Here is a 26921-nt window from a genome sequence, read left to right as displayed (position 1 = left end):
ACAATGCGTCCTGCTCTTACCGCAAAAGAAGAAGTGGTGGACTTTGACGAGCTAAAGCGTCGATTGGAGTCTGAAGCACGCCAACTGAACCGCACGCACTACGCGGCGGACTTCTACAAGACTCAGCAGGCTGCTGAGCAGCTTGGGCAGCATGAGCTTGTGGCAATGTTGAACATTGAGCGGCAATGCCATCTGGCGTACATCAATGAGGGGCAGATACAGCATCCTGTGAATTGGGACGCGCCTGAAAATGAGGTTTGCAGCTACTTGCTCGGGCGTTATGAGGAGGCTGTGAATCCAGTGGTTAAGCTTCGGTATGGCCTCGTTGTGCTTCTCTCATTCAAAGGACGTCATACCGGGAAACTGGCCAAGGAGCTTATCTATACGCTGCTTGCTATAGTAAATAGCTGGCAGGAGCAGATGGGTGATGATGAGTCTGAAACAACTTACCATGACTGTGCTACAAGTGCCTTTCTGATAAGCCAGCAATACAAATACAAAGCAGAAGAAGTCAGGCTGGCGCTATTTGCTCCGCTGGTTGCGGGAAAGCTACCTGATAGCCTCCAGCATTGGATGTTGCGGTTTTTTGCTGAGCAGGCCCGTAAGCTCACCCGCGAGGCCTGCGCGGAGTTGGATACAGCTTGCGTGCTATTTCATGAGAAATCCCGTGTGAAAGGCGACAATGCCTTTTCGCTGGGCATGATTTGCGACGCCGGGGCTGCGCTGGCCGGGCGGGCAAGTGCTCAACCCCAGGAATGGTTTGCCAGAAAAGGCGACGATATAAAGGCGGAAGGAATTAAACGGCTGGAAAAGGAGCCGGAAAGCTTCATTGTACAAACGCTGTTTGACGACGCGCTGAAAGAATACCGGCGGGCTGGTGATGCCCAACGCATAGCTGAAATTGGTGCCCTGATATCCAAAACAAAGCATCTGGTGCGGATGCCACGGGTACGGCTGGACAAGACAATAGATGGGGATGTGGGCAAGATGACAACGGCTTATATGCAGGCCGTACCAAAAATGCTACTGGCAGAGGGCGGCAACCCTTTCTGGCGAATGCTGCTTAGCGGCCACGTACTTCCGTCTGTAGCAGCGTCGCGTGGGCGAAAAGGAATGGTGACTGACTTTTCGCAATTCATGCGCAAGGTTAATTTCGACATAAACCGTAATGTGAGCACCCGGCACACCGGAGCAAAGGCACAGGAAGGACCGGATTTATTCAACTACAGTTGGAGCCTGGCATTTACCAAAGCAAAAATGCGTGAAACAATACGACAGGGCATCCTTAGCGGCCAGATAACCTACGACACACTGGTCGAGCATCTGAATACGGAAACGTGGCTGGGGCAAAAAACGCTGGTGGACTCGCAGGCGGAGGAAGAGCAACAGTATAGCTGGGTAGAGCTTATCAGTCCGGCGCTGCGCTACTGCTTTGCAGAACTGACCAAGAAAGCCGAGCAGGAGGAGTACCAGCCCGAAATGATGCTCTGCATGGACTCGCTGGTGCTGAAGTTTGAGCAGATGCTGCGGGACTTCTGCCGGCAGGTTGACCTGCCCACGAACGAGCTGGGCCGGGATGGCGATATGCGGGAAAAGTATATCGAGGACCTGCTTGACCAGCTGGGAGAGTACGCAGATGAAGATTCCTTGTATATGCTCCGGTTTGTGCTGACCAAAACAGGCTGGAACCTGCGAAACAACATAGCCCATGCCTTCCTGAGCCCGAGTGCTTACAATGCCGATGCGATGAGCGTGGTTCTGCTGGTGTTACTAATTATTGCCTCACTTGGATTGAGGCCTGACAAGCCTATTTAAGCTGTCGTCAGTTTTTAAACTACTCAGTAAGCTGCTGCATGGCAAGTTTGGATATCATAGCGTTAGATGACGCTACCCGCCGTTTGTACTGCCGTTACGACTACGCCTACTTCGTGCGTCGGAATCTGGCCGAAAACGACTACACCAAAAGCGAGGTACAGGAAATGCACGATGGGCGTTTAGCTAAACTGAAAGAACTTCAGCGTGCAATTAAAAATAACAAAAAGCAGGCGTTGCACAGCATAGAAGGAGGTATTAGAAAAATGCACTCTGGTGGTCATCTGCCATCACACTTCGAGTTGAATGAAATGCGCAGCTACGGCATCCTGGACTTCGCAGGCTGCGGGGAGAGCTGGGCGTATTTTGAGGTGTGGAGGAAGTATGAGCGTTGGCGGCTTTTCTGGAAAGACTTCTGGAATGTTGTGATGAAGGTGGGGGCGTGCCTGGGAATCGTGCTTACGGTGCTTAAAGTGATAGAGGCTTTCAGATAAAAGCCGGCTTGTTCGGGCAGCAAGTGCTTACTAAGCTATTGGCTTAGCAGTTGATGGTGTACCTTATTCAAGGTCAAGTATCACCTGATAGCGAGGGCCAAAATCCGACTTTATTAAGTCGGGAAGCACTCTGTCCGATGATTGTGTTCCGGTGTCGTCTGCGGTTCCACGCTGGTCGACTTGGCTGGCTATGGGTTGTAAGGTGAAGAACCTTGGGTTGTTTAAGATTTCAGCCAGCCCGTAGCTTTTACCGTCATAGCCTGAAGAAAACTCCGTGCTACATACCAAGTCGTGCCATGGCCGGGCAAGCGGGGCAGCTAAGTCATGAAATGCCTCGTATCCAGGTGCTGTACGTGGTATTCGGCGGCCTTTTCTGACCCTGGCTGTGGAACGTGTTGCACGCTCCACGTCCATGGGCTTCACGAGCGAGCAGCCCAGGTACGGACTTGTACTGGCTTTGCCCGCTAAGCCGCAAATGCTGAGTTGGCTATTGCTATAGCCATTGTAGAGCAAATAATAGCCTTTGAACAGTCCCGCCTTTTCGCCTTTATTTAACATATTCCATTGGTAGCCGCGGGCGCCTCTGCGGTTCTGGATACCGTCGTAAACCTTCGGCGGATGAGTTACGCTACGGACGCCTTTTTTGACGCTGGATTTGGCTTTTGTTGGTGACAATACTTTGGCTTGTAAAGCAAACCGATTGAAGCCACCCGACCCATTGCGTATGTATAAATCCAGGTCATTTCCTTCCGTTGGCTCGTTCTTGGCCTTGCGGACTATCATCTGACTACCAATGTGGGAGCTATGGTATTTTATCAGCCAATACACGAGGGTATCGGTAATGCCTCGCTCGTCAATACCAACACTATATTCGTGGCGGTCGGCCAGCCCGTACCAGATGTGTTCAGAAGCCTTTTGAAAGAGGAAACAGCTTTTTATTCTTGCTACGGCCATTTTTATAAATAAAAGTTGGAGCAATTACCATGCTCCTATTCAGATAGTCGGGCCTGCTGCTCCTGAATGATGGCCTGCAATTCTGCTTCGGAGGGTAGGTTGAGGCGATACTTGCTGACGAACAGCTGCTCGGAGAGGCCGGAGGTGGCGTAGCGCACCAGCGTATCGTTTTTCTGGGCGCAGAGGATGAGGCCCACGGGCGGGTTGTCGCCGGGCGTCATCTCGTTCTCGCGGTAGTAGTTGAGGTAGACGTTCATCTGGCCGGCGTCGGCGTGGCTGAATGCCCCGATTTTGAGGTCGACCAGGACGTGGCACTTTAGGATGCGGTGGTAGAAAACGAGGTCGATGAAGTAGTGCTCGTTGTCGAAGGTGAGGCGCTTTTGGCGGGCCTCGAAGCAGAAGCCGCGGCCCAGCTCCACGAGGAAGGTTTGGAGGTGGGCAATGATGGCCGTTTCCAGGTCGCTTTCGCTGTAGCTGGGGCGCTCCTCCAGGCCCAGGAATTCCAGGACATAGGGGTTTTTTACCACATCGGCCACGGCCAGGGGCTGGGTGCCGGCGTGGCCGGCGAGCACGCCGGCCTTGTCGGTGGAGAGGCCGGTACGCTCGTAAAGCATCGAGTCAACGGCTCGCTTTAGCTCGCGCACGGACCAGCTGTTTTTGACGGCCTGTACTTCGTAGAAAGCCCGCTGCAGCGGGTTGGTAAGGGGTAGCAGCTCCAAGAAGTGGGAGAAGCTGAACCGGCTGAGCAGCAACCCGGGGGCCAAGCCGTTGGAGGGGGTGGGGGCCGCAGCGGCGGCGGCGGGTAAGGCTGGCAAACCTAGCGCGGGCAATTCTCTCGACACTGTTGAGAGAATTGCGGGGTAGGTACGGTAGAAGTCTACGCAGCGGTAAAGTTGCTGGGCGGAGAGGCCGCGCACGGCCTGCAGGCGGCGGGCCAGCTCGGGCATGAGGCGGGTGCCGTAGGCGGCGCGGTCGGCCCCCTGCTGCTCGTACTCAGTGATGTACCAGCCGATAAGCCAGTTGCGCAGCGTAAGCCAGTAGTTGACCTGCTGCGCGGCAGCCTGCTGGGTGCGCTCGTGCAGGAAGCCGATGCGCTCGGCTAGGGTAGAAAGCGTGGAATCTGCCATAAGTACTCGTTGCTAATTAGTTTATATTATAATGATTAGCTTTGCATCATGTCAAGAGTTAATACCCCCTTACTGAGTAAATCTGAAAAGTCAGCCTTAGAACAAGGAGCTAGAACGGGAAAGACGCCCTGTTTTCGTGCTAGATGCGAAGTGATTTTATTAAAAGCTATCGGGCTCACCTCAGAGCAAGTAGCCAAGTTTACGGCTATGACTTATGTAAGTGTTAATGGGTGGACAAAACGCTATCAAGAGGAGGGTATTGAGGGACTACAAACAAAGACTGGACGCGGGCGCAAAGCAGTAGTAAGCGTAGTGGAGGATAAAGAGTCTGTTTTGCAAGCTATCAAAGCAAATAGACAACGTATTGAAACGGCTAAAGCGGAATGGGAACAGGAAACTAACAAATCGGTTAGCTTGAGCACCTTTAAATCTTTTTTAAAAGTCTTGACGGACGATATAAGCGAATAAGAAGGCGCTGTAAAGGCAAGCCCTGCCCGGATTTATATGCCTTAAAGAAGGCGCAATTAACTGAATTAGAGATACTTTGCGAGCAAGGTTTTCTAAACTTATTTTACGGAGATGAAAGCCATGTGTGCAGTACGGGCTACGTGCCCTACGGGTGGCAGTTCCTAGGAGAAGAAGTTTTCATACCAGTTGAGAAAGGCTATAAAATCAATATTTGGGGACTTATTAGCCGACGCAATCAAACCCATTGGTTAACAACGGAAACGATTATTAGCGCAAATTTTATCTTTACACAACTAGAAGAATTATCTTTTAAGATTCGAAAGCCAACAGTAATTGTGGTAGATAATGCAAGTATCCACAAAGCGCAGCTAATCCAGCAGCAATTACCTTTTTGGGAAGCCCGCGGATTACGTATATTTTATTTACCTACTTATTCGCCACACCTCAATATTGCGGAAACACTTTGGCGTAAATTAAAGAAAGAACAGCTTGACCCAGGTGACTACTTTAATAAGGATACTCTTTTCTACGCAGTTAATCGTTGCTTAGCGCAAGTAGGAAATTTATGGAGAATAAATTTCTCAAAATTTAACATAAACTAATTAACCACGGGTACTTAGCAGCCAAGATACAGCGCCATTGGCATAGGCTAGAATAAATGTTCTGAGACAAATTCAGTGCTGACACTGATGCGAATACAGAGGTAAAACACTTGTTTTGCCTAAACTGCAGCAGTATGGTAATTATTCAGCCGAAGCGTCTGCAAAAGCGATACTAGGTGTTACAATCCTGATAAGTAGCGTGCTTCTGACAACTTGTTTATATAGCATGAATCTAAATAAATACTTCACCAGCCTCTCAGTATTACTATGCGTTTTCAGTGCACTTGCTTTCACAGCGAAGGCACAGTACGTTATAGTGCCTGTGGGCGCACCATGTCCCCGAAGCAGCCGGATTGATAGCGATACTATTTCCTTCTCTGCAAACCAGCCAATGCCATTTGACCAATGCTTTTACTTGAAATGCATTCTGCCTGGACGCGTTGAAGTTGATAGATTTGTTGTCATTCCAGTTGATGCTCAAGGCAATTTAAAAGTTAAGCGACGAGACTATTATTCTTACTTGCACAATAAACAAACTTGGAAGGAGCGTAGAAAAGAGCGCAAAAGTCTTCCTTATAAAGATTTCAAAAAAGGCAATGGTCTGATTGCTCAACAATCTGAGAGAGTTACGACAATAATAAAGGGAAACCATACTGAAATTACGCTCGACGTTCCTCCTCTTGAGCCAGGACGAGAATATAAAATTCTACTTTTGACGCCCAACGGTGAAGATGCCCAAACACTATTAGAAATAGGACAGCTTATTTTTGTAATACAGACTGCTGCGCCTAATGCTGTTACCAGAATGGGTTCGCTTGATGAGGCCGCTTTATTGCATCGTCGAAATATTATTAATAGATACCAAAATCCAAATAAACTGTTCCTCAAAAATTTACTAACATCAAATGATTATGAATCATTTGATGATTTTGTTAATGCTCTTTACTCTTTTCAAATACATTTTGATGCCTACAATAATCATGTAAGTTACCAAATTGATGTTAGTCGGCCACAGATTGTTCCTGAATACAAATTATTTTTCTCGCCCGTCGCTTCACCACCTCCTAACTCAAATGATTTGAAGGCTTTATCCGCTCCGCCTTCAGCTTCTTCACCTCGTCGTTATCAGAGTATACTTGGTAATTTACCCTTTACTAATAAATACGACCCTGACAAACCTAATAGTACGCTGGTTGTTGCCGACATTTTGCCGCGTATTAGCACTGATGGCCAACACTTGACTCTCAATACACTCGACACCAAAGGCAACAGCATTGATTTGGCGTCTGATGGGACATATTTGGTACAAGTTTTAGCATATGACTCCCAAAAACCAGCGAATTTTCTAGGAATGGTGGATGTGGGTAAGTTAACCTTTTCGCAGCATGGTACCCAAGTAGTGGCATTGCCAGATGCGAAAGCATACGATGGTAAGTGGTTGGATGCTGACAACAGCGTGATGGGAAACTACGCGCTCATTCAAGTAAAGCAACAGTTGATAACAAATGCTCTTACTTCCCAAGACGCGGTTAGTTTTAAAAATGGCCCCTTAACCTACTGTATGCAAAGTGCAATTGCTTGCCCCTGCGAGGATAAGGGCATAAAGGATTTAACCGTTCGTGAGCAATTACTTAATACTCTTGTATTTTTAGGTGAAACTGACAACAAGCGGCGGCAGGCAGTTGCAGCGGGACTTTCTTCTATAGCCAACCTGCCTGAGACTGTTAAGCCTACTGAATATCTACTTCAACAAGCCAATATAAAATCCAGTATTGCCAGCTTAAACACCGCACTTGAATTCATTAAAAAGGTGCAAATTCTTACACCTGCGCTTAGCACTGATATCGGTGCGCTTATTCTACAAATCGAGGCCTATAAACTGGGCCTGAGTACTGTTTCCCAGAATATACATTCCATAGCTGAAGCAGAAGCGGCGTCGAAAACTAGGTTAGAGAAGAAATTAATTGGACCAGATGTTAGGCTGGCTGCTGTCGGGTCTAGTTCCATTCTTAATCTTGTTAGCGAAAGCAAACTTCGCATTATGCCGGACTTTGGCTTCATCGCGATATTCGACCGTCAAGAGCCATTTAGTAAGTCTTTTGGCCCTAAGGACCTGTCACCATACCTTGGTTTTAATATTGGCTTCCGCGCTATGGATAAAAACATTCCATGGCGTATGATTCAGCATAAGAGCTTACGTCATCACTTATCTTTTATGTCTGGGCTAACTTTGAAATCGTTGGCAATAACGAACCAACGGGAAGATTTTTTTGGCAAAACAAGCTTATTGATAGGCTTGGGGTATCGGCTTAATAACTACTTAAGAATTACGGCTGGTAGCGTTTTATTTAAGGAGGTTGACCCAAATCCTTTATCTGACAGTCGCCCTGTAACAGCGTCTGCATTTATTGGAGTTTCGCTTGACCTCGACCTTAAAGACCTTTTTGGGGGCATAAGTGCATTGTTCAAGCTATGAAAATCCATCGTTCTCTTCTACTTGGTCTTTTGCTATGCATGGTCATTACTACGTGCTACAGAGCAGATAAATACAATAATCCTGACCCAAGCTTACTTACACTGGATAATATTACAGTATCAGGCGCGGCTGATGGCAGTACACCGACTGAAATCAAAGCGCACATCTCTTCCGATGCGACAAGGGCAAAGCGAACCGTTGTATTTAAAACTACTTTGGGTTCCTTTAAAGAGGGCAAGGGGGACAGTGTGCTCCGCGAGGCCAGCGACAATTTTACTGCTACAGCAGAGTTAACCAGCACCACAGTCGGGACTGCTATTGTTTCTGCAAAGGCTTATGGCATCACCGCGAAGGACAAGGCGTTAGTGTCCTTTCAGCGCGCGTATCCAAATAGTATCACTGTTACTGTCGATTCTTTCGCTATCTCTAACAGGATTAATAGCGAACTCATAATTACCGCTACAGTAAAGCTTGATAACGGTCGCAAGCCAAGTGTCGGTACACCTATCATATTTAACGTGTATTATCCCAGTAACCCTGCCGGACCCCTTACACTTGCGGGAGCATTCGTAAATAATATTCGGCAGGCAAGCAGTGATGCAAACGGTATAGCACGTATCCGTTATTCACCTGGCGGGGTCAATTACCAAGGAGACTTAACGATTACCGCTACAACAGCCAATCCTGGGGCTCCAGACCCAACTGCTAGTACAACTGTCTTTTTATATAAAAGATAGCTGCTGTCTAACCATTATTTTACCTAAGGTCTTTCAATAATGAAAAGAAAACAAGGCGCCAAACACAAAGCAATAAAGGCCCTTACGAAGGTAATGGAAGCCTTTATATCAAGCCATCCTGATTTGTCAGGCCTGCAGATAGATTCTTTTTCGCTTAGTTCATCCTCAAAAAATGCCTTGATAAAGGTTGCTCCTAGGCGTACATATTGTTGTGTTGGACCGAATGGCACAGAGCAGTACTTTTCTGATGACAAGGATTGTGCATTCCACAATTCAATAGATTGCCCATAGCTGAAACTTAATTCTCCGTCCAAAGAAGTCTATTGCGTTGAATTGCTGATTGGTAGTAAGTCGTTAAATACGCCCCGTCGCATCGAGCAAGTAGCAACTACCTCGTCAGTGGCCCCATTACGGTGTTTGGCTATGTCGAACAGCACGGTATCAGCAGTAGCAGTGCCGTCTTCATACTCTGTAATGTTGTAATACTCGCCGCGCCACATGAAAACGATGCAGTCGGCGTCCTGCTCCAGGCTGCCGCTTTCGCGTAGGTCACTGAGGAGGGGGCGCTTCTCGCCGCCGCGCTTTTCTACGTCGCGGGAGAGTTGGCTGAGAGCGATGACAGGGGCGTTTAGCTCTTTGGCTAGTTCCTTGAGGCCCCGGCTGATGCTGCCTACTTCCTGCTCACGGTTGCCTTTGGTATCGCCGCGCATGAGTTGGATGTAGTCGACCAATACCAGGCCCAGCGGGTGCTGGGCGTGGAGGCGGGCGCACTTGGCGCGCAGCTGCTGAATGCTCAGGCCGGGCGTGTCATCGATGTGCAGTTGGTGGCCGTGGGTGCGCAGGCGCTGGGCCTGGTCGCGGATGCTGGCTACCTGGTCGAGGCCGCCGGGGAGGTTGCCGCGGCGCAGGTCGGAGTTGGAGTAGCCGGGTACCTCGCTGGCAATCATGCGCTGCATGAGCTGCAGCGTGGGCATTTCGAGGCTGAAAATGGCCGCGTGCTGGTTGTGGTCGAGGGCGGCGGTGCGGGCGAAGTGAAGCAGGGCAGCGGTTTTACCCATCGCGGGGCGGGCCGCCAGGATGATGAGGTCGCCGGGCTGCCAGCCACCCGTCAGGCCATCGAGTTGGGTGAGGCCGGTAGGGATGCCGGTCAGGCCTTTTTGCTGCACAGCCTGGGCCAGGCGGTCAAAGGTGGGCGCGAAGGCGGCGGCGGCGGTCTGGCCGGGGCGGGTTTCGAGGGTGCGGTGCAGGGTGGTGAGGTGGGTTTGGGCGTCGGCCAGCAGCTCCAGCGGGTCGCGGGTATCGTCGTAGCCGTAGGTGGCCAGCCCGGTGCCGGCGCGGATGATGACGCGGCGGGCGTGCTGCTCCTGGAGCAGGCGGCAGTGCGTTTCGAGGTGGGCAGCCGAGTTGATTTTGGTAGTCAGCCCGGCTACGAAGCCGGGGCCCCCGGTGCGTTCGAGGGTGCCGCGGTGGCGTAGCTGGGCCACTACGGTAAGCAGGTCGGCGTGCTGGCCGGCCTGCACCAGGTCGCGGATGGCCAGGTACACCTGCTGATGGGCAGCCAGGTAAAATACTTCCTCGGTGGTGAGCGTGGCCAGCAGGGTGAACTGGGCGGGGGCCTCGAGCAGGGCCGCGCCGAGCACGGCGGCTTCCAAGTCGAGGGCCTGGGGCGGCAGGTGGCCGGCGGTGGGAATGGAGACGGTAGCGCGGCGGGCGGGCTCGGCTACCCGGCGGGTTTGGTTGGGTGAGGTCATAGGAAGTTAGCTCCAGCGGGTGGGGTCGGTGGATTTGGGGGCGGTGCGGGCGCGGGTTGGGGTAGCCTGGCTGCCGCCGGGCCGGGCGGTTTGGAATTGCGGGCGGCGGCGCATCCAGTTGCGGAAGGCGGCGCGCCAGTCGACCATCTGGGTTTTGCCGCTCACGCGCCAGCCGTTGCTGGCGTAGTGGTCCACGAAGGCGGCGGCCTCGGCCGGGGCATCGGCGCTGCCGGGGTGCTGGTCGGCGGCGTAGGCCTGCACCTCGGCCAGCGTGGGTGGGGTAGCCTTCTTTTTCTCTGATTTGGGGGCGGGAGTAGGGGCGTCAGCCTCTCCCTCTACTTCGTTAGAAGTAGTGAAATTGAAGTTGAAAGCCTTTTCATTTGCTTTCTCTTTTGGGGGCAATTGCTTTTTGCCGGAAAGCTTTTGCTTAGCCGGTGAAAGCTTTTGCTTTACGGGTGGATTTTCGGGCGCGGCGGGTGGACTTTGGTAAACCAGTTGGTTTTCCTGGGAAAGCAATTGGTTTGCGGGGCGGCCACCCTTGCGGCCGTTGGCAGCCAGGCGCTCACGCTTAGCGGCTTGCTTTGCAGCCTCTTGTGCCAGGCGCGGATTGTAGCGGCGGGTAGGGTCGTCGGGGGCCAGCGGGAACTTGCCCAGCAGCAGGTCGCGGCTTTCGGCCCACTGCTGGGCGTTGAGGCGGGCGGTGCGGCGCAGGCGGTTTTCGTCGTCGGGCAGGAAGCCGGGGCGGTCGGACTGCCAGGAATTGAACAGCAGCAGACAGTACGCGCCCACCTCATGGGCTTCCATGAGCTGCACGTCGGGCGAGCTAAGGAAGTCGCCGGTATAGAGCTGGAACGCGGGCGACTTCATGCCATCGGGGAAACGGGCAGCACCGGCACCGGGGCCGTAGCAGCGGGCCCGAACAGGTCAAGCTGGCGGTAATCGGTGCACTTGCCTCGCAGGGCCGCTTCGACCTCGGCCAGGACGGTGGCCAGGGTCGCTTCGAGCAGGCCGGCGTAAGGGTAGCTGCTTTGCTCGTCGTCGAACGACTGGTAGGGCGTGACCAGATTGAGCACCCGGCCGCCGGTCAGCTCGCGCTGGCCGACGAGGGTAACGCCGCCCTGGTTTTTGCCCATCGCAAAGCCGGTGACGGTAAAGGACTCGAAGCGGGCGGGTAGCTCCTCGTCGTCGCTGGGCCAGAAATCGGGCGTTTCGTCCAACTGCTCGGTAAGCAGGCAAAGGTGCGGGGTGAGCCGGGAAATGGCGTGCGGCAGGTCGGGGTGTACCTGTTCCTGGCAGGTGAGGGCGAAGCTGCGGGCGGGCGCGTCCTCGCCGCGCTGCTCGGTGAACTCGCAGGTCAGGTGCTGGTCTTTGACCTTGGCCCGCAGGATGGCGATAATGGAATTGGCCGGGCTGTCGGGGCCCACGATGGGGAGTAGCTGGGACATTTTGGAAACAGGGATTCGGGCGGCCTGGGCAGGCTGCCGGGTGGTGGTGATAGGTCTGAGATGGGGCCCGGCGGCTAGCCGCGGGGGCGGCCCCGGCGGCGCGGGGCAGCGGCGGCCGCTGGCTCGGCGTCGGTGCGGTTGCGGCGCTGCCAGTCGTGGATTTGGGAGAGTAGCACCCGGTCGCCGCGGCTGCTCTCGCCGGGCAGGTAGTGCAGGCGGCGCGGGTGGGCGTCGGGCAGGCGCATGTAGTCGCGCAGGGTTTCGGGGTGCAGGTCGAGCAGCGCGGCGGCGCGGGGCACGGCGTAGGCCGGGTCGGGGGTAGGGGCGGCTTCGAGCTGGCGGCGGGCCTCGGCGGCGCAGGCTCTTTCCAGCGACTCACGCACCCATACGTGGTTATCGGGCATCCGCACGGTGATGTGCAGGCCGTCGGCGGTGGTAGTGGTCAGCTCAGTCATGGCCGGGAGGTGCGAAGCTTTTCGAATTTGGGTAGCTGCTCGGGGTAGTAGCGGCTGGGTGGTGTTGGGAGCGGGCCCAGGGCCCGGCGGTAATCGATGATGCGGGCCAGTTGGCAGATTACCTCGTCGGCTACTTCGGTATTGAACTCCACGATTTTGAAGAGCAACCACTTGTATTCTAACTCTGTCAGGTAATGGGTGCCCAGGTGCTTGTAGATTTCCTCCTGCTGCCGGGGAGTAGCGAATCTGTACTCGCCGAAATGGGTAGGGCGCGGGCAGTTGAGTAGCGCGGCGTCGAGGGCGGCCGTGGCTTCGTGCGGGGCCTCGTGTAGATTAAGCGGCATACCTAGTGGGTGGGGGTAGCTGCGCTGGCCAGTTGGTTGAGGTCGTGCTGTACCGATTGGCTGCCCGCGGCCTTGATGAGCCGCACGGCCTCGGCTACGGCCGGGTGAGCGGGCCTGGCCTTTTGCAGGGCCTTCGACACGGCCGCGTGGGACATATTCAGCGACCGGGCGATGGTCGAGATGGCCCCGTGCGGTAATAGGGCCCGCAGGTCAGCCAGGGAGGAATTGGTTTCAAGTGGTTGCATTTTAGTTTTGCTCTGTTACCTTTGAGTATGAAGTACACACCAAATGTAGGTAAAACAAACTAAAAGTTGCAAAATGAATATCGTTGAACCCCAAAAAACCATTCTGACTACGCCGGTACCTCACCTGAGTATGAGTGAGCGTTTGAAAACGGTTCGGCGTCTACGCGGTCTTACTCAGCAGAATATGGCCGACCTGCTTGAGATTGCGCGGCCCACGGTGGCGCAGCTGGAAGGGGGCCGCCATCAGCCCAGCAATGAGGTGCTGGAAACTATTATTCGGAAGCTGGAGGTGAGCCGTGACTGGCTGTGGTTTGGGACAGGCCCGATGGAGGAGACGAGCCCGGTAGGCGGCGACACCCGGATGTTGCGCCCGCTACTGGACGTTGACTACATCGACTGCCCGCTGATACCAGTGCCGGCGCGGGCGGGATTTCTGGATATGATAGGCAGCCAGAGCGACTACGGGCATTACCAGACGGTACGCATTTATAACCCCAGCGCTGAGATAAGCAAGGGTGACGCGCTGGCATTCGAGATTGACGGCGACTCGATGGAGCCGCAGCTACGGCCGGGTATGCAGGTAGCAGTAGTGCCGGTTCAGATAGCCGATGTGAAGTACGCCGTGAGTGGCGTGTACGTAGTGGCCTTCGCCAACCAGCTAACCGTGAAACGGATTAAGGATAACGACCTGCTGACGAAGCGGCAGCTTACGCTTCATTCTGATAACCCCAAAGCCGGCAGCCTGACAATAGCCGGGGAGGACATTCGCGGGCTGTGGAAAGTCATCGATATTATCCGAGGTAGGGTGGAGTAAGGGAGAAATTTTTAGCTTAGACTGTTATTTATTTCGGCAGGGCGGAAACCAGGGCGAAATAGGTAAAAACAGCGTTTTCAGGCTGATTTGGCATTAATTTAGTTCCCAGGAGGGAGCGCTAAAGCTTAGAATGCCCGCCCTTATCGGCGGGCATTCTTCGTTTCCATATTAACCTTGTTGAAAGCATTCGTAGAGAAACAAAAAGCACCCGCTGTAGTGGGTGCTTTTTGTTTCTCAGTCCGTGGCGTGGGCCTACCAGAATATCGAGTATAGCGCCACCACAACGCCCAGAATGAGCACCGCACCAGCCGTGAACGTCTTATTGGGCCGGAACATCGACGAGTCGATTTCCAGGCCATTAGTTTTCACGCCGCGGGCGTGCTCGATGAGGCTGATAATGACCATACCTAAGATGCAGAACACGAACACGAAGCCCATGCGGTCGAGAAACGGAATCTCATACACGCCATTGACGGGCACCGCGAAGCCGAAGGGCGCTAGCCAAGAGAGGTTGGCGTAACCGGGCAAAAACTTAAGCACCACCGACATCAGGAAGCCGCCGATGGTGGCAAACAGCGCCGCGCTCGACGTGGCTTTTTTCCAGAAAAAGCCCAGGATGAACATGGCAAAAATGCCCGGCGACACGAAGCCCGTGTACTCCTGAATGTAGGTGAAGCCGCCCTTCTTGTCGATGCCCAGGTGCGGGGCAATCACTACGCCTAACAGCATGGCCACCACCACCGCGATTTTACCGGTCGTCACCAGCGTCTTCTCCGAAGCATTCGGGTTGATGGCCTTCTTATAAATATCGAGCGTAAAAATGGTGGCAATGGAGTTGGCCTTGCCGGCCAGCGAGGCCACCACGGCCGCCGTGAGCGCCGCGAATGACAACCCCTTGAGACCCACCGGCAAGATGTTGAGTAGCACGGGGTAGGCCCGGTCGGGGTTTAGCTCGCCGCCCTGCAAGAACTCGCCGCTGCCAAACACGTTTTGCTTGTAGAGAATGTAGGCTGCAATGCCCGGCAGCACCACAATCACGGGCATCAGCAGCTTCAGAAATGCCGCGAACAGAATGCCGCTACGGGCGGTAGGTAGGTCGGCCCCCAGGGCGCGCTGCGTGATATACTGGTTACAGCCCCAGTAGTTGAGGTTCACAATCCAGAGGCCGCCGAGCAATACTGTCATGCCCGGCAGGTCGATGTAGCTCGGGTTGTCGCGGTGCAAAATCATGTGAAAGTGGTCGTTAGCCTGGCTGTACATCAGGTGCAGGCCGTTGAACACGCCCGTGGTGCCGTAGTGGGTCGATACCAGGTTGATGGCTAAGTACGTGGTAGCCAAGCCGCCCATAATCAGGAAGAACACCTGGATAACGTCTGTGAAGCCAATCACTTTCATGCCGCCCAGCGTGATGATAATGGCGAAAAACGCCATTCCATACATGCAAAAATTGAGGTTGAGGCCCGATACCGTGCTGGCCGCGATGGCCCCGAGGTAGAGAATCGAAGTCAGGTTAACAATGATGTAGAGCAGCAGCCAGAACACGGCCATAATCATGGCTACCGTACCATTGTAGCGCTGGTGCAGAAACTGCGGCATCGTGAAGATGCGATTCTTGAGGTACACCGGGATAAAAAACACGGCCACAATGACGAGCGTCACGGCTGCCATCCACTCGTAGGCCGCAATGGCCAGGCCCATCTTGAAGCCTGAGCCCGACATGGCCACAAATTGCTCGGCCGAGATGTTGCTGGCAATTAGCGACGAGCCGATAGCCCACCACGTGAGCGAGCCCTCGGCCAGAAAGTAATCTTTGGAATCGCCCTCTATAGTACCGTCATGGCCCGTCTTGCGGTTATAAATCCAGATGCCGTAGCCGGCAACTATCAGAAAGTAGACGAAAAAGACGATGTAATCGAGCGTAGCCAGCTTGTGCATAGGGCGGGAAAAACGAATGAGCAACGAAAGTAGGGAAAATATCTGCTAGCTGGGCTATGCAATCGATTGTGTTAGGAAAAAACCGGGGGTAGGGCATGCCCGTGCCACCTGGCCGCCTACCATCCGGCCGCCGTTGTATTTTTGTAGGCATACCTACTTTCCGCCAGTGAAAAAAGCGCTGTACCTCATCGGCTCGCCCAACCAGACTACCCAGATGCACCGGGTGGCGCAGCTACTCGAAGAGGAATACGAACCCTACTTTAGCCAGCTGTACTACGATGGCTGGATGCGCGGCTTTTACGAGTGGCTGCTGCGCCACAACATCCTGGACAAGACCATCGTGCAGGGCCTGATAAAAGAGAAAGCCGACCGCTACATCGAGCTGCACCAGCTGCGCCGCGACTTCGAAAACCGCGAGCTGCGCCACAAATACGACCTCATCGTGTGCTGCTCCGATATTGTGGTACCTTGGACTCTACTGAAAACCACCAAGTCGGTATTCGTGCAGGAGGGCATGACCGACCCGCTTAACCTGTGGGCGCGGCTGGTGAAGCGCTTCACCAATTTCCCCATCCTCACCATCAGCACCGCCCTCAATGGCATGAACAACTGCTGCGACATTTATTGCGTGGCCTCGCCCGGCTATGCCGAGCACTTCAACAAAATAGGGGTTAATAAGGAGAAGATTATCGTCACGGGCATTCCTAATTTCGACGATATTGAGAAGCTGCGAAATAATGACTTTCCGCACCGTGGCTATGTGCTGGTGGCCACCACTGACATGCGCGAAACCTTCCGGCGCGACAACCGCCCGAAGTTTATTCGCCACGCCACGCGCATCGCGGCCGGCCGGCCCATGATTTTCAAGTTTCACCCCAATGAGGATATGGCCCGCGCCACTGCCGAGGTGCGGCGCTACGCCCCGCCCGGCACGCTCATCTACACCAGCGGCAACACGGAGGAAATGATTGCCAACTCGGTGGAATTAGTAACGCAGTACAGCACAGTAGCTTATGTGGGCCTGACGCTGGGCATTCCGGTGCACTCGTACTTCGATGTGGAGGACCTGAAGCGCAAGCTGCCCGTCCAGAACGGCGGCATCAGCGCCGAGCGCATCGCCGATATTTGCCTGCAGTTTGGCCGGTTTAAGGGGTCCGGGCCGGCTTTTTTGAAGCAGTATCAACTTGCCGAAATCAAAAAGGAACATCATGCTCATCCGGTGCCCGTCCCGCGAAGCCGCGTGGGGTAGCACGTATTTTCCTTAACTACTGCCCAAGAGTATGCGAGCGGGATGCGTCGGCAAGCGGATACCAACCAAAGCATACCAACGATTGATAGCCAATATGCTCACCCTCATTCAGGCCCGGCGCGGCTCCTCGCGACTCCCCGATAAAGTCAGCCTCGACCTCGTAGGCCGGCCGCTGCTGGTGCGCCAGGTCGAGCGCGTGCAGCGAGCGCGGCTGGCCGGCCGCGTGGCCGTCATCACCACCGACGACCCTAGCGATGATACCCTGGCCGCTATGTGCCAACAGTATGGTATTGAAGTATTTCGCGGCAGCGCCCTTGACCTACTCGACCGCCACTATCAGGCCGCGCGGCACTTCGGCGAAACGGAGGGGGTAGTGAAAATTCCCAGCGACTGCCCGCTCATCGACCCGGCCATCATTGATAAAGTCCTGGGCTTTTTTGCCGAAACTAAGGGCCAGTACGACTTCGTGAGCAACCTGCACTCCGCCACCTACCCCGACGGCAACGACGTGGAGGCCATGACCTTCGCGGCCCTCGAAACGGCCTGGCGCGAGGCCCGCCGCCCCTTAGAGCGCGAGCACACTACCCCCTTCTTCTGGGAGAATCCCGACCGCTTCCGACTGGCCAACGTGACTTGGGAAACGGGCCTGGACTACTCGATGTCGCACCGCTTCACCATCGACTATCCGGCTGATTATGAGTTTATAAAAGCCGTGTACGAAGCACTTTATCCCGCTAATCCTTATTTTGGGCTGACCGATGTGCTGACATTATTAAAACAAAGGCCGGACATTTACGCCTTAAATGCTAACCTGGCCGGCGTGAACTGGTACCGCAATCACCTGAACGAATTGAAAACCGTGGACGCGGGCAGCACAAAGCAATTGTAGTAAGTAGTAAAGAGAACGTCATGCAGAGCATTCTGCGCATCAAGCAGCGACGAAGCATCTCGCCTGCCTCGTTGGTTACCAATTGAGTTTACTGCTGCACGCGAGATGCTTCGCTGCGCTCTGCATGACAACGATTTTATGACCTCCGAAAAACAAGACGAACTAAAGGCCCTCGCCCTGCGCGTGCGCGAGCACATTGTGCGCCTGAGCACCGATGGCGGCTGCTTCACCGGTGCCTCGCTGAGCTGCGCCGACCTGCTGGTGTACCTCTACGCCGACTTCCTCAATGTGCACCCCGGCAACCTCACGGACCCCGAGCGCGACTACCTCTTCCTCAGCAAAGGCCATGACGTGCCAGCCCTCTACGGCACCTTCGCCGAGCTGGGTTTCATGCCTAAGGAACGGCTGGCCAACCACCTGAAATCCAACGACTCCATCTATTGGCATCCCAATCGCAGCGTGCCGGGCGTCGAGTTTCATTCGGGCTCGCTGGGCCACCTGCCGAGCGTGGCGCTGGGCGTGGCCCTCGATGCGCGCATGCGCGGCCAAAACCAGAAAGTCATCGTGATAACCGGCGACGGCGAGCTCAACGAGGGCACCTGCTGGGAAGCCCTGCTGGTAGCCAGTGCCCATAAAGTAAATAACCTCACTATCGTGGTGGACCGCAACCACTTCCAAGCTAACATTGCCACCGAAGACCTCATTCCGCTGGAGCCCTTAGCGCCCAAGTTCGAGGCGTTCGGCGCGGTCGTGAAGCGCATTGACGGCCACGATTTCGCCGCGCTAGAAGCCGCGTTCACCGCCCTACCCTTCAGCCAGGACAAGCCTTCCGTCATTATTTGCGACACGGTGCGCGGCCGCGGCCTACCCAGCATCGAGCGCCGCGCCGACCGCTGGTTCTGCAACTTCAGCAGCGACGAGGTGATAGAACTGCTAAAAGAGTTGCACAGCCAGGAAGCCACCATACTCACCAGCGAAACGCTCACTGTTAGATAATTAATTCGTCTGTTCTTGCGAGCGCAGCGCGGCAATCTTTCCTTCACGTTGGGTTAGTAAACTAGTTGAAGCGAACGACCAGGAAAGATTGCCGCGCTCCACTGCGTTGCGCTCGTAAGGACAAACAGCTCTTACGTCATTAAGAAATGAATTACGAACAGCTTATCCACGAAACCGCCTTGGCCGATGAGCGCCTGCTGGTGATGACGGCCGAAAACCGCGCCCTTATCCGCAACCTGCCCGGCCCGCTGGGCCCGCGCTTCATCGACACCGGCATCACGGAGCAAACCATGATTGGCGCTGCCGCCGGCCTGGCCCTGCGCGGCCGCGTGCCGGTGGTACACGCGCTGGCAACGTTCCTCACGCTGCGGGCATTTGAGTTTATCCGCACCGACGTGGGCATTCCGCACTTGCCGGTGAAAATCAGCGCCTTCGTGCCCGGCTTTTTGTCGGATGGCAACGGCCCTACCCACCAGGCTATCGAGGACGTATCGCTCATGCGCGGCATTCCGGGCATGACGGTTTTCGCGCCCGCCGACGAGCAGGATATGCTGGTCATGCTGCCCGCCATCTGGGCCTCGCCCGACCCCGCCTACCTACGCGTGAACACCCGCCCGGCCACCTACGAGCACGCGCCGTATGAAATGGGCAAAGCCGAAATCGTGGCCGAAGGCACTGACGTTACTATCCTCACTTACGGGATGCTCTTCGAGCAAACCTTGATTGCCAGGGACTTGCTCACCGAAGCCGGCTACTCGGTGGGCCTTGTGAACCTGCGCAGCCTCAAGCCGCTAGACGAAGCGGCTGTGCTCAAGGTAGTGAAGGGGGGTAGCCTCGTCGTAACGGTGGAGGACCACTTTCAGACCGGCGGCCTCTACTCCATCCTGGCCGAGCTATTATTAGCTAATGAACTCACCGCCAAAGTGCTGCCGCTGGCCCTAAAAGAGCGCTGGTACAAGCCCGGCCTGCTGAGCGAAGTGCTCGAATACGAAGGCTTTACCGGCCAGCACATTGCCCGCCGCATCGGCGAGCGGCTGGGCGATGGGGAGCACACCTTCGGCGCCAAAACCAAGGTGGTCGAAAACGTATTTGCCGAGTAGTTTTGAGTGAACGTCATGCAGACCGAAGAGAAGCATCTCGCCCGCCCCGTTGGGTTCCTAACGCTAGCATGCGAGATGCTTCCCTTTGGTCTGCATGACGTTCTTTTTTAATTTCTGATTGCCTATCCAGTCTTATGAATTTCCAGAAATCCGACGACCTCTACGCTCGTGCGCAGAAAATCATGACCCCCGTCACCCAAACCCTCGCTAAGGGGCCGGGCCAGTACACCAAAGGTGCCGCACCCAAGTACGTGAAGCGCGGCAAGGGCTCGCACGTGTGGGACGTTGATGGCAACGAATACATTGACTACCAGATGGGTATTGGCCCGCTGAGCCTCGGCTACGCCTACCCCCGCGTGGACGACGCCATTCGGGCGCAACTCGAAGATGGCATCACGTTTTCGATGATGCACGAGCTGGAAGTGCAGGTGGCCGAGCTGATTCACGAGATTATCCCGAACGCCGAGAGCATCCGCATCAGTAAGACCGGGGCCGACGTGTGCTCGGCGGCGGTGCGCGTGGCCCGCGCCTTCACGGGCCGCAAGGACGTGCTGTGTTGCGGCTACCACGGCTGGCACGATTGGTACATTGGTACCACGAGCCGCGACAAGGGTATTCCGCAGGAAAGCAAGGACTTAGTGAGCGCTTTCGAGTATAACAACCTCGACTCGTTCAAGGAAATGCTGACGCCCGATGTGGCCTGCGTCATCCTGGAGCCGTTCATTTTTGATGCGCCCAAGGACAACTTCCTGCACGAAGTGGCCCGCCTCTGCAAGGAAAACGGCACGCTGCTGATTTTTGACGAGATGTGGACCGGCTTCCGCATCGCCCTCGGCGGCGCGCAGGAGTATTTTGGCATCAAGCCCGACCTGGCGGTGTACTCCAAAGCCTGCGCCAACGGCATGCCCATCGCGCTGCTCACGGGCCGTAAGGACGTGATGCAGCTGTTTGAGCAGGACGTGTTTTTCTTCACCACCTTTGGCGGCGAAGCGCTGAGCTTAGCGGCTACCATCGCTACCATCAGCGAGATGCGCGAGAAAAACGTGCCCGCGTTCCTGGCCAGCCAGGGCAACAAGCTGAAGGAAGGCTACAACAAAATCGCCGCCGACCTTGGCCTGAGCCAGTATACCAAGTGCTACGGCTACGACTGCCGCAGCATCGTCACCTTCGATGCCAGCGCCGGCAACCCCCTGAAAACCAAGGCGTACGTGCAGCAGGAGCTATTCAAGCGCGGCATTCTGTGGGGTGGTTTCCACAACATGAGCTTCTCGCACACCGACGAGGATGTGGCCAAAACCCTGGCCGCCTACGGCGAGGTCCTACCCCTCCTCAAAGACGCCATCGAGAAAGGCGACGTGAGCACCCGCCTGGAAGGCGAGCCGCTGGAAGCCGTGTTCCGCAAGGTGACCAATGCCGCGCCGGTAAAGGTGAAATAATGGGTTTATTAAGCTGGCTTGGCTTTGAAAGGCGAGCCAAACGCTTGAATCTTGACCTAGCACTAAAGGTATTGGTCGATGAAGCACAAGCGTTTGGCTTGCCAAACAGGGACATAGCGAATGTTAACGACATGCTTGAGTATGCTGAGCATGAATGTGCTTTCGATATTTTGGTGGTGCAGTTGTATGAGTACAGCATCTCAATAACCGAGCAGTATTACCAACAGGTAAAAGCCGTGGCAGAGGCCTTAGACTCTCCTGAACAACAGTTTAATTTTATTAAAGAATTAATTAGGTGAATTTCTTCGACCTAACCAACAAAACCGCCATCGTAACCGGCGCGTGCGGCCTCATTGGCCAGAAGCACTGCGAAGCCCTGGCCCTGGCCGGCGCCAACGTAGTAGTAGCCGACCTGCACCTCGACAAGGCTCGCGAGGTGGCCGCTAGCCTACCCGGCGCCGTGCACCTACCCCTCGCCGTAGACGTGACCTTGCCCGAGTCGCTGACTACTGCGCGCGATACCATTATCAGGCAATTCGGTCACATCGATATTTTGGTGAATAATGCCGCCATCAACGACATGTTTGAGAACCCGGCGATGGCCGCCGACCTCAGCAAGTTTGAGAATTTTCCGGTGGCCACGTTTCGGCAGGTGTTGGAGGTGAACGTGACGGGCGTGTTTCTGGCCGCCCAGGTTTTCGGCACGCCGATGGCCGAGCAGGGCCACGGCTCTATTATTAATGTGGCCAGCACTTACGGCCTCGTGGGGCCCGACCAGAGCATTTACCGCAACGAGGCCGGCGAGCAAACCTTCTATAAATCACCGTCCTACCCCACCACGAAGGGCGCGGTCGTGAACTTCACCCGCTACCTGGCGGCCTACTGGGGTGCCAAGGGCGTGCGCGTAAATACGCTCTCGCCAGGGGGGGTAGAGAATAGCCAGGACGCCTTTTTTGTGAAGCAGTACAGCGCCAAAACGCCGCTTGGTCGCATGGCCGCGCCCACCGACTATCAGGGCGCGGTAGTGTTCCTGGCCTCCGACGCTTCGGCTTATATGACGGGTGCCAACCTGGTGGTTGACGGCGGCTGGACGGCCATTTAGCAGCATAACCGCTGCGAGGTCGCATGTCGTGTCACGGCCTAACGCCGTCATGCGCAGACCGCAAAGTCCAAGCTACTGCCGATTTCGTATTAATTTCAGATAGAATTTCACCAAATCCTTACATGAAGCACGCTGAACTAGCCGCTAAAGCCCGCCGCATCAAGCTCGTCCTCACCGATTGCGATGGCGTGCTGACCGACGGCGGCGTGTATTACGGCGAAAGCGGCGAAGTGCTTAAGCGCTTCAATATTCGCGATGGCATGGGCGTAGAGCGTCTACGGGCCGTGGGTGTCGAAACAGGTATCGTCACCGGCGAGCGCTCGCCTTCGGTGCAGAAGCGCGCCGAAAAACTCAAAATCAGCGAGTTGCACCTCGGTATTAAAGACAAGGCGTCGCTGCTGGCTGAGATTCTAGCCCGCACCGGCCTCACGGCCAAGCAGGTGGCCTTTATCGGCGATGATACCAACGACGTGCCTATTCTGGGGCTGGTGGGGTTGGCTGCCTGCCCCGGCGATGCCACCGTTTTTGCCCGCGAGGCGGCCGACTACCGCTGCCGGGCGCGGGGCGGCCACGGCGCTTTCCGCGAGGTAGCCGAGCTGATTATCAGCTGCCAGGGGGGTAGGGCCTCTGTGGATGAAGGCCCGGAATAGCAGGCTGTTAAAATATAATTTGAGTGGCAGCGTCATAGCCAGCGGGAAGCAAAATCTACCCAGCTGCCGCGTTGTTAGGTTGCTTTTTCTATAGGCTTCGGCTTTAACTTTTCGCCCACCACCTTCTCTCTTATGTCGGTAGTTCAAATCAAGAAGAACCGCGCCATTGGCCTCGGCCAGCCGTGCTATATTATTGCCGAAATCGGCATCAACCACAACGGTTCGCTCGACATTGCCAAGCAGCTCATCGACGCGGCTGTGACAGCCGGCGCCGACGCCGTGAAGTTTCAGAAGCGCACCCCCGAGTTGTGCGTGCCTAAGGACCAGTGGGAAAAAATGCGCGACACCCCCTGGGGCCGCATGAGCTACATCGACTACAAGCGCAAAACGGAGTTTGGCCTCGAAGAATACACGGCTATCGACGACTACTGCAAGGCGCGCGGTATCGACTGGTTTGCCTCGTGCTGGGATGAGCCCTCCGTCGATTTCATGGAGCAGTTCAGCCCGGTGATGTACAAGATGGCCTCGGCCTCGCTCACCGACAAGCCCCTGCTCGACCGCGTGCGTGCCACCGGCCGCCCCCTCATGCTGAGCACCGGCATGAGCACCCAGCAGGAAATTACGGATGCCGTAAAGTACGTAGGCCTTGACAACCTGATGATTGCGCACAGCACGTCGGCCTACCCCTGCCCCCCGCAGGAGCTGAACCTGCGCATGATTCAGACCCTGCAAGCCCAGTTTCCGGGCACGCCCATCGGCTACTCGGGCCACGAAACCGGCCTGAGCACCACCGTCACGGCTGTGGCCCTGGGCGCCAACTTTGTGGAGCGCCACTTTACCCTCGACCGCGCCATGTGGGGTAGCGACCACGCGGCTAGCGTGGAGCCCGGCGGCCTGGCCAAGATGGTGCGCGACATCCGCGATACCGAAGCCGGCCTCGGCGACGGCGTGAAGGTGGTGTACGAGAGTGAAAAGGAGCCCCTGCGCCGCCTGCGTCGCGAGGTAACGGCCGCGTAATGCGTGTTGGTTAACTAGCACTAAAAGAACGTCATGCTGAGCCTGCGAAGCATCTCGCGTGGGGTAGTAATCAAAACCGATGAGCGATTGAGTTACTATCCCACGCGAGATGCTTTGCAGGCTCAGCATGACGTTCTTGTTTTGCGTATAAGTAAATCCTGGTCAGCTACAAGCCGAACATTCGGCCGCCGGGCCGGGTTAGGGAAGCCAACTAGTCATTACCTATTATGCTAGAGACGATAAGTCAGTTTTACCACGGCCTGAATCCCGTGGGCCGCACCACGCTGATTACCACGCCGATACTACTGTTGGCGGTGGTAGTATTACTGGTGCTGGAGCGCAAGTATCCGTATCGCAAGGGCCTGCCGTTTTTCCGCGAAGGGCTGTTTGTGGACCTTTTCTGGTACACGCTGGTGCAGAGCTACTTCCTGCAAATCCTGATTTTTGGATTCATCATCGCGCCGCTTGCGGCGCATTTTGGGGCGCGGTTTCACCTAGTGAGCGACTGGCCGGTGGCGACGCAGGTGGGCTTTTTTGTGCTGACCCACGACTTCTACATCTACTGGTTTCACCGCTTTCAGCACAACAACGCGTTCTTCTGGCGCACCCACGAGGCGCATCACTCGGGCAAGCAAGTGGACTGGCTGGCTGGCTCGCGCTCGCACATTGTGGAGATTATCATCAACCAGACTATCGAGTTCGCGCCCATTATTCTGCTGGGGGCCAACCCCATTGTGGTGCCGATAAAGGCATTGATTGATGCGGTGTGGGGTATGTATATTCACGCCAATATCAATGTGAAATCGGGTAAGCTGCAATACGTTATCAACGGCCCCGAAATGCACCTCTGGCACCACGCCGACCATGAGGAAGTGTATTTCGCCAATTTCTCGACCAAGTTTGCGGTCTGGGACTGGCTCTTCGGCACCGCCTACCTGCCCGAAAACCGCAAGCCCGAGCGCTGGGGCCTGCCCTACGCTTTCCCGAAAGATTACTTCGCGCAGCATGCGTTTTCGGTGTATCGCTTCGATGAGAAAGCACTGGCCGAGCGCTCAACGCTGTTCCGGTTTTACCACGGCACCCGCTGGCGCGCCCTTACTTGGCTGGGCGAGCGCCTACCCCCCGCCAAAGTGCTGCAAGGGTGGGAAGTGCCCGAGGATACTACCGAAACGGTGGCGGCCCTGCGCCCCGGCGGCCACCCCACCGGCCCTACCCCCCCTAATCAGCCCAACGCTACCCCAGCCGATTCTTCCCGCCCTGTTGCTGCCGTCGCATCTTGACTTTAAGCTTTAATCCCGCCTGGCTGTACCTGCTGCTTGCTTCCGTGATGGAGGTGTGCTGGAACTACAGCCTCAAGTACACGAGCGTCGCCAAGATAAAGGCGATTGACTGGTCGCATTTTTTCGCGGGTTCGGCGGGCATCGTGACGTTGGTGCCGGCCATTTGCTACGTGGTATTTGGCGTGGGCAACGTGTTCTTTTTCTCCAAGGCGCTGAATGTCATTCCGGCCTCCACCGCGTTTGCCATTTGGATGGGCATGGCGCTGGTGGGCATCAAAATAGTGGACACACTGGTGCTGAAAGAGGCTTTTCAGTGGGCGCACGTCTTCTATATCGGCTGCATTCTGGTGGGCATTATCGGACTGAAGCGCACGGCGTAGGAGCTATTTTTGCTGCCCCCTACTGTCTACTTATTCCCATGAAGAAGGACCTCACCAACGCCTTTGGCAAAGTTTTTCTGAGCGTAGAATACGATGCGCAGCAAAAGCTGCTGTACAACAACTGGCGGGGCTATCAGACGCTGGAAAGCATCATAACCGGGGCCAATGCCTGTTTGCAAGAGCTAGCGCGCCACCGCTGCCCCTACCTGCTCAACGACAACACGAACGTGACCGGCCCCTGGGACCACGCCGTGGCCTGGATTGCCGAGGACTGGACGCCCCGCGCCATCGTGGAGGGCCTCACGCACTTCGCCCACGTCGTGAGCCCCGAGTCGTTCGCCGCCCTCTCGGCCGAGGCAATGGTGACCAAGGTGGGCGACAGCTTTCAGATGCGCATTTTTGGGAATCTGGATGAGGCGCGGCAGTGGCTGCGCCAAGAGCAGCGGGCTGCGAAATCAGTGGTTTAACTGTCTGAAAATCGCTCTAAGTAGTTTTAGGGCGATTACTTTAAAAAAGGCGGCTCTTGATGGGGCCGCCTTTTTTAAGGTGTAAAAGCCGAAAGCTGCTAATCAACTTGTTTAATAAACTGCACGTTGAGGGCCAGCTTTACCTCGTCGCCGAGTACGATGGCCCCGGCTTCAGTGACGCCACCCCACGTTAGGCCGTATTCCTTGCGGTTGATTTTACCAGCGGCCTCGAAGCCTGCTCTGGTTTTGCTGGAGAAATCAACGGCCGTGCCACCGTGCTCTACGCTGAGCGTCACGGACTTAGTGGTATTTCTAATGGTGAGCTCGCCGATGAGCTGATACTCACCCTCGCCACTTTTGGTAAAGGACGTGGAGGCAAACTTGATTTGCGGAAACTGGGGAGCCTCAAAGAATAATTCGCTACGCAAGTGCTCGTCGCGCTGCGCGTTGTTCGTGTCAATACTATCCACGTTGAGCGTCAGCTCCACTTGAGCGTTCTCAAACGAGTCGCCCGCGCTTTGCATGGTGCCCGCGAAGGTTTTGAACGAACCCGTGACGGTGGAGATGACCAAGTGCTTGATTTTGAAATGCACTTCGGAATGCGTGGGGTCGAGGACCCACTTGGTGGCGGTGGTAGTGGACATAAGGAAAACGAGAAAGTGAAACGCAGAATAAAGATAGCGTTTATTTTTCTAA

At 55.4% G+C, this 26921-nt stretch carries 29 protein-coding genes; 19 read left to right on the top strand and 10 right to left on the bottom strand.

What is annotated here, in order from left to right; genetic code table 11:
- Window positions 1-3: 3 nt before the first annotated feature.
- Both LC531_RS19155 and LC531_RS19150 read left to right on the top strand, forming a co-directional pair.
- Window positions 4-1815, top strand: a complete 1812-nt coding sequence (locus tag LC531_RS19155; RefSeq protein WP_223653150.1) for a DUF4209 domain-containing protein — start codon at window positions 4-6, stop codon at window positions 1813-1815.
- Window positions 1816-1853: 38 nt separating this feature from the next.
- Window positions 1854-2306: a hypothetical protein gene (locus tag LC531_RS19150; protein WP_223653147.1), complete on the top strand. Its 453-nt coding sequence runs from the start codon at window positions 1854-1856 to the stop codon at window positions 2304-2306.
- A 63-nt stretch (window positions 2307-2369) separates the two neighbouring features.
- Here the strand turns inward: LC531_RS19150 and LC531_RS19145 are convergent, their stop codons facing one another.
- Entirely contained in the window at window positions 2370-3260 is an 891-nt protein-coding gene (locus tag LC531_RS19145; protein WP_223653146.1) for a hypothetical protein, read from the bottom strand.
- Between the two features lie 35 nt (window positions 3261-3295).
- A complete protein-coding gene (locus LC531_RS19140) occupies window positions 3296-4387 on the bottom strand; it encodes a PDDEXK nuclease domain-containing protein (RefSeq protein ID WP_223653144.1) in 1092 nt (363 codons plus the stop codon).
- Window positions 4388-4435: 48 nt separating this feature from the next.
- Here LC531_RS19140 and LC531_RS19135 point away from each other — a divergent pair, with 48 nt between their 5' ends.
- From LC531_RS19135 to LC531_RS19120, 4 genes are all read left to right on the top strand, one after another.
- A complete protein-coding gene (locus LC531_RS19135; RefSeq protein WP_223648781.1) occupies window positions 4436-4855 on the top strand; it encodes a helix-turn-helix domain-containing protein in 420 nt (139 codons plus the stop codon).
- Window positions 4816-5457, top strand: a complete 642-nt coding sequence (locus LC531_RS19130) for a transposase (RefSeq protein WP_336245536.1) — start codon at window positions 4816-4818, stop codon at window positions 5455-5457. The genes LC531_RS19135 and LC531_RS19130 overlap by 40 nt, the downstream gene beginning before the upstream one ends.
- A gap of 115 nt (window positions 5458-5572) precedes the next feature.
- The gene (locus LC531_RS19125) at window positions 5573-7933 is read left to right on the top strand and encodes a hypothetical protein (protein ID WP_223653142.1); all 2361 of its coding nucleotides are present in this window, start codon (window positions 5573-5575) and stop codon (window positions 7931-7933) included.
- Entirely contained in the window at window positions 7930-8670 is a 741-nt protein-coding gene (locus LC531_RS19120) for a hypothetical protein (protein ID WP_223653140.1), read from the top strand. Before LC531_RS19125 ends, LC531_RS19120 begins: the two co-directional genes overlap by 4 nt.
- A 320-nt stretch (window positions 8671-8990) precedes the next feature.
- On the opposite strand, the gene dnaB is transcribed toward LC531_RS19120, so the two are convergent.
- The 6 genes from dnaB to LC531_RS19090 all read right to left on the bottom strand — a co-directional run bounded on the left by dnaB (window position 8991) and on the right by LC531_RS19090 (window position 12910).
- Window positions 8991-10421, bottom strand: coding sequence for a replicative DNA helicase (gene dnaB / locus LC531_RS19115; protein ID WP_223653138.1), 1431 nt, complete (start codon window positions 10419-10421; stop codon window positions 8991-8993).
- 6 nt (window positions 10422-10427) lie between these two features.
- A complete protein-coding gene (locus LC531_RS19110; protein WP_223653135.1) occupies window positions 10428-11288 on the bottom strand; it encodes a DUF1376 domain-containing protein in 861 nt (286 codons plus the stop codon).
- Window positions 11285-11866 carry a hypothetical protein gene (locus LC531_RS19105; RefSeq protein WP_223653133.1) on the bottom strand — a complete coding sequence of 194 codons (582 nt, stop codon included), beginning with the start codon at window positions 11864-11866 and terminating at the stop codon, window positions 11285-11287. Before LC531_RS19105 ends, LC531_RS19110 begins: the two co-directional genes overlap by 4 nt.
- A 74-nt stretch (window positions 11867-11940) precedes the next feature.
- Window positions 11941-12321, bottom strand: coding sequence for a hypothetical protein (locus LC531_RS19100; protein WP_223653131.1), 381 nt, complete (start codon window positions 12319-12321; stop codon window positions 11941-11943).
- A complete protein-coding gene (locus tag LC531_RS19095; protein WP_223653130.1) occupies window positions 12318-12665 on the bottom strand; it encodes a hypothetical protein in 348 nt (115 codons plus the stop codon). The genes LC531_RS19100 and LC531_RS19095 overlap by 4 nt, the downstream gene beginning before the upstream one ends.
- Before the next feature lie 2 nt (window positions 12666-12667).
- On the bottom strand, window positions 12668-12910 hold the full coding sequence (locus LC531_RS19090; protein ID WP_223653127.1) for a hypothetical protein: 243 nt from the start codon (window positions 12908-12910) through the stop codon (window positions 12668-12670).
- A gap of 73 nt (window positions 12911-12983) precedes the next feature.
- Between LC531_RS19090 and LC531_RS19085 the strand changes: the two genes are divergently transcribed.
- The gene (locus LC531_RS19085) at window positions 12984-13724 is read left to right on the top strand and encodes a helix-turn-helix domain-containing protein (protein ID WP_336245525.1); all 741 of its coding nucleotides are present in this window, start codon (window positions 12984-12986) and stop codon (window positions 13722-13724) included.
- A gap of 252 nt (window positions 13725-13976) precedes the next feature.
- On the opposite strand, the gene LC531_RS19080 is transcribed toward LC531_RS19085, so the two are convergent.
- A complete protein-coding gene (locus LC531_RS19080) occupies window positions 13977-15659 on the bottom strand; it encodes a sodium/sugar symporter (RefSeq protein ID WP_223653125.1) in 1683 nt (560 codons plus the stop codon).
- A 166-nt stretch (window positions 15660-15825) separates the two neighbouring features.
- Here LC531_RS19080 and LC531_RS19075 point away from each other — a divergent pair, with 166 nt between their 5' ends.
- The 12 genes from LC531_RS19075 to LC531_RS19020 all read left to right on the top strand — a co-directional run bounded on the left by LC531_RS19075 (window position 15826) and on the right by LC531_RS19020 (window position 26225).
- Window positions 15826-16908, top strand: coding sequence for a hypothetical protein (locus LC531_RS19075; protein WP_223653124.1), 1083 nt, complete (start codon window positions 15826-15828; stop codon window positions 16906-16908).
- 94 nt (window positions 16909-17002) lie between these two features.
- Window positions 17003-17797 carry a cytidylyltransferase domain-containing protein gene (locus tag LC531_RS19070; RefSeq protein WP_223653123.1) on the top strand — a complete coding sequence of 265 codons (795 nt, stop codon included), beginning with the start codon at window positions 17003-17005 and terminating at the stop codon, window positions 17795-17797.
- A gap of 105 nt (window positions 17798-17902) precedes the next feature.
- On the top strand, window positions 17903-18793 hold the full coding sequence (locus tag LC531_RS19065; protein WP_223653122.1) for a transketolase: 891 nt from the start codon (window positions 17903-17905) through the stop codon (window positions 18791-18793).
- A 146-nt stretch (window positions 18794-18939) separates the two neighbouring features.
- Window positions 18940-19893 (top strand): transketolase family protein, encoded by a 954-nt coding sequence (locus LC531_RS19060; RefSeq protein WP_223653121.1) that lies wholly within the window; start codon window positions 18940-18942, stop codon window positions 19891-19893.
- A 134-nt stretch (window positions 19894-20027) separates the two neighbouring features.
- A complete protein-coding gene (locus LC531_RS19055; protein WP_223653120.1) occupies window positions 20028-21329 on the top strand; it encodes an aminotransferase class III-fold pyridoxal phosphate-dependent enzyme in 1302 nt (433 codons plus the stop codon).
- Window positions 21329-21628, top strand: a complete 300-nt coding sequence (locus LC531_RS19050) for a MafI family immunity protein (RefSeq protein WP_223653119.1) — start codon at window positions 21329-21331, stop codon at window positions 21626-21628. Before LC531_RS19055 ends, LC531_RS19050 begins: the two co-directional genes overlap by 1 nt.
- On the top strand, window positions 21625-22431 hold the full coding sequence (locus tag LC531_RS19045) for an SDR family oxidoreductase (protein ID WP_223653118.1): 807 nt from the start codon (window positions 21625-21627) through the stop codon (window positions 22429-22431). The genes LC531_RS19050 and LC531_RS19045 overlap by 4 nt, the downstream gene beginning before the upstream one ends.
- A 122-nt stretch (window positions 22432-22553) precedes the next feature.
- Complete coding sequence (locus LC531_RS19040) at window positions 22554-23081, top strand: KdsC family phosphatase (protein WP_223653116.1); 528 nt, start codon at window positions 22554-22556, stop codon at window positions 23079-23081.
- Window positions 23082-23213: 132 nt separating this feature from the next.
- Window positions 23214-24098, top strand: coding sequence for an N-acetylneuraminate synthase family protein (locus LC531_RS19035; RefSeq protein ID WP_223653114.1), 885 nt, complete (start codon window positions 23214-23216; stop codon window positions 24096-24098).
- A gap of 227 nt (window positions 24099-24325) precedes the next feature.
- Complete coding sequence (locus LC531_RS19030) at window positions 24326-25378, top strand: sterol desaturase family protein (protein WP_223653112.1); 1053 nt, start codon at window positions 24326-24328, stop codon at window positions 25376-25378.
- Complete coding sequence (locus LC531_RS19025; RefSeq protein ID WP_223653110.1) at window positions 25375-25758, top strand: DMT family transporter; 384 nt, start codon at window positions 25375-25377, stop codon at window positions 25756-25758. The genes LC531_RS19030 and LC531_RS19025 overlap by 4 nt, the downstream gene beginning before the upstream one ends.
- A 38-nt stretch (window positions 25759-25796) precedes the next feature.
- Window positions 25797-26225, top strand: a complete 429-nt coding sequence (locus LC531_RS19020; RefSeq protein WP_223653108.1) for a hypothetical protein — start codon at window positions 25797-25799, stop codon at window positions 26223-26225.
- 98 nt (window positions 26226-26323) lie between these two features.
- Here LC531_RS19020 and LC531_RS19015 read toward each other — a convergent pair whose 3' ends face one another.
- A complete protein-coding gene (locus LC531_RS19015; RefSeq protein ID WP_223653105.1) occupies window positions 26324-26869 on the bottom strand; it encodes a YceI family protein in 546 nt (181 codons plus the stop codon).
- Window positions 26870-26921: the final 52 nt, after the last annotated feature.

It is taken from the genome of Hymenobacter psoromatis, assembly GCF_020012125.1.
GTDB classification, from domain to species: Bacteria; Bacteroidota; Bacteroidia; order Cytophagales; family Hymenobacteraceae; genus Hymenobacter; species Hymenobacter psoromatis.
The sequence above is the reverse complement of the archived record's forward strand: the minus strand, read 5'-3'. Positions and strand labels throughout refer to the sequence as shown.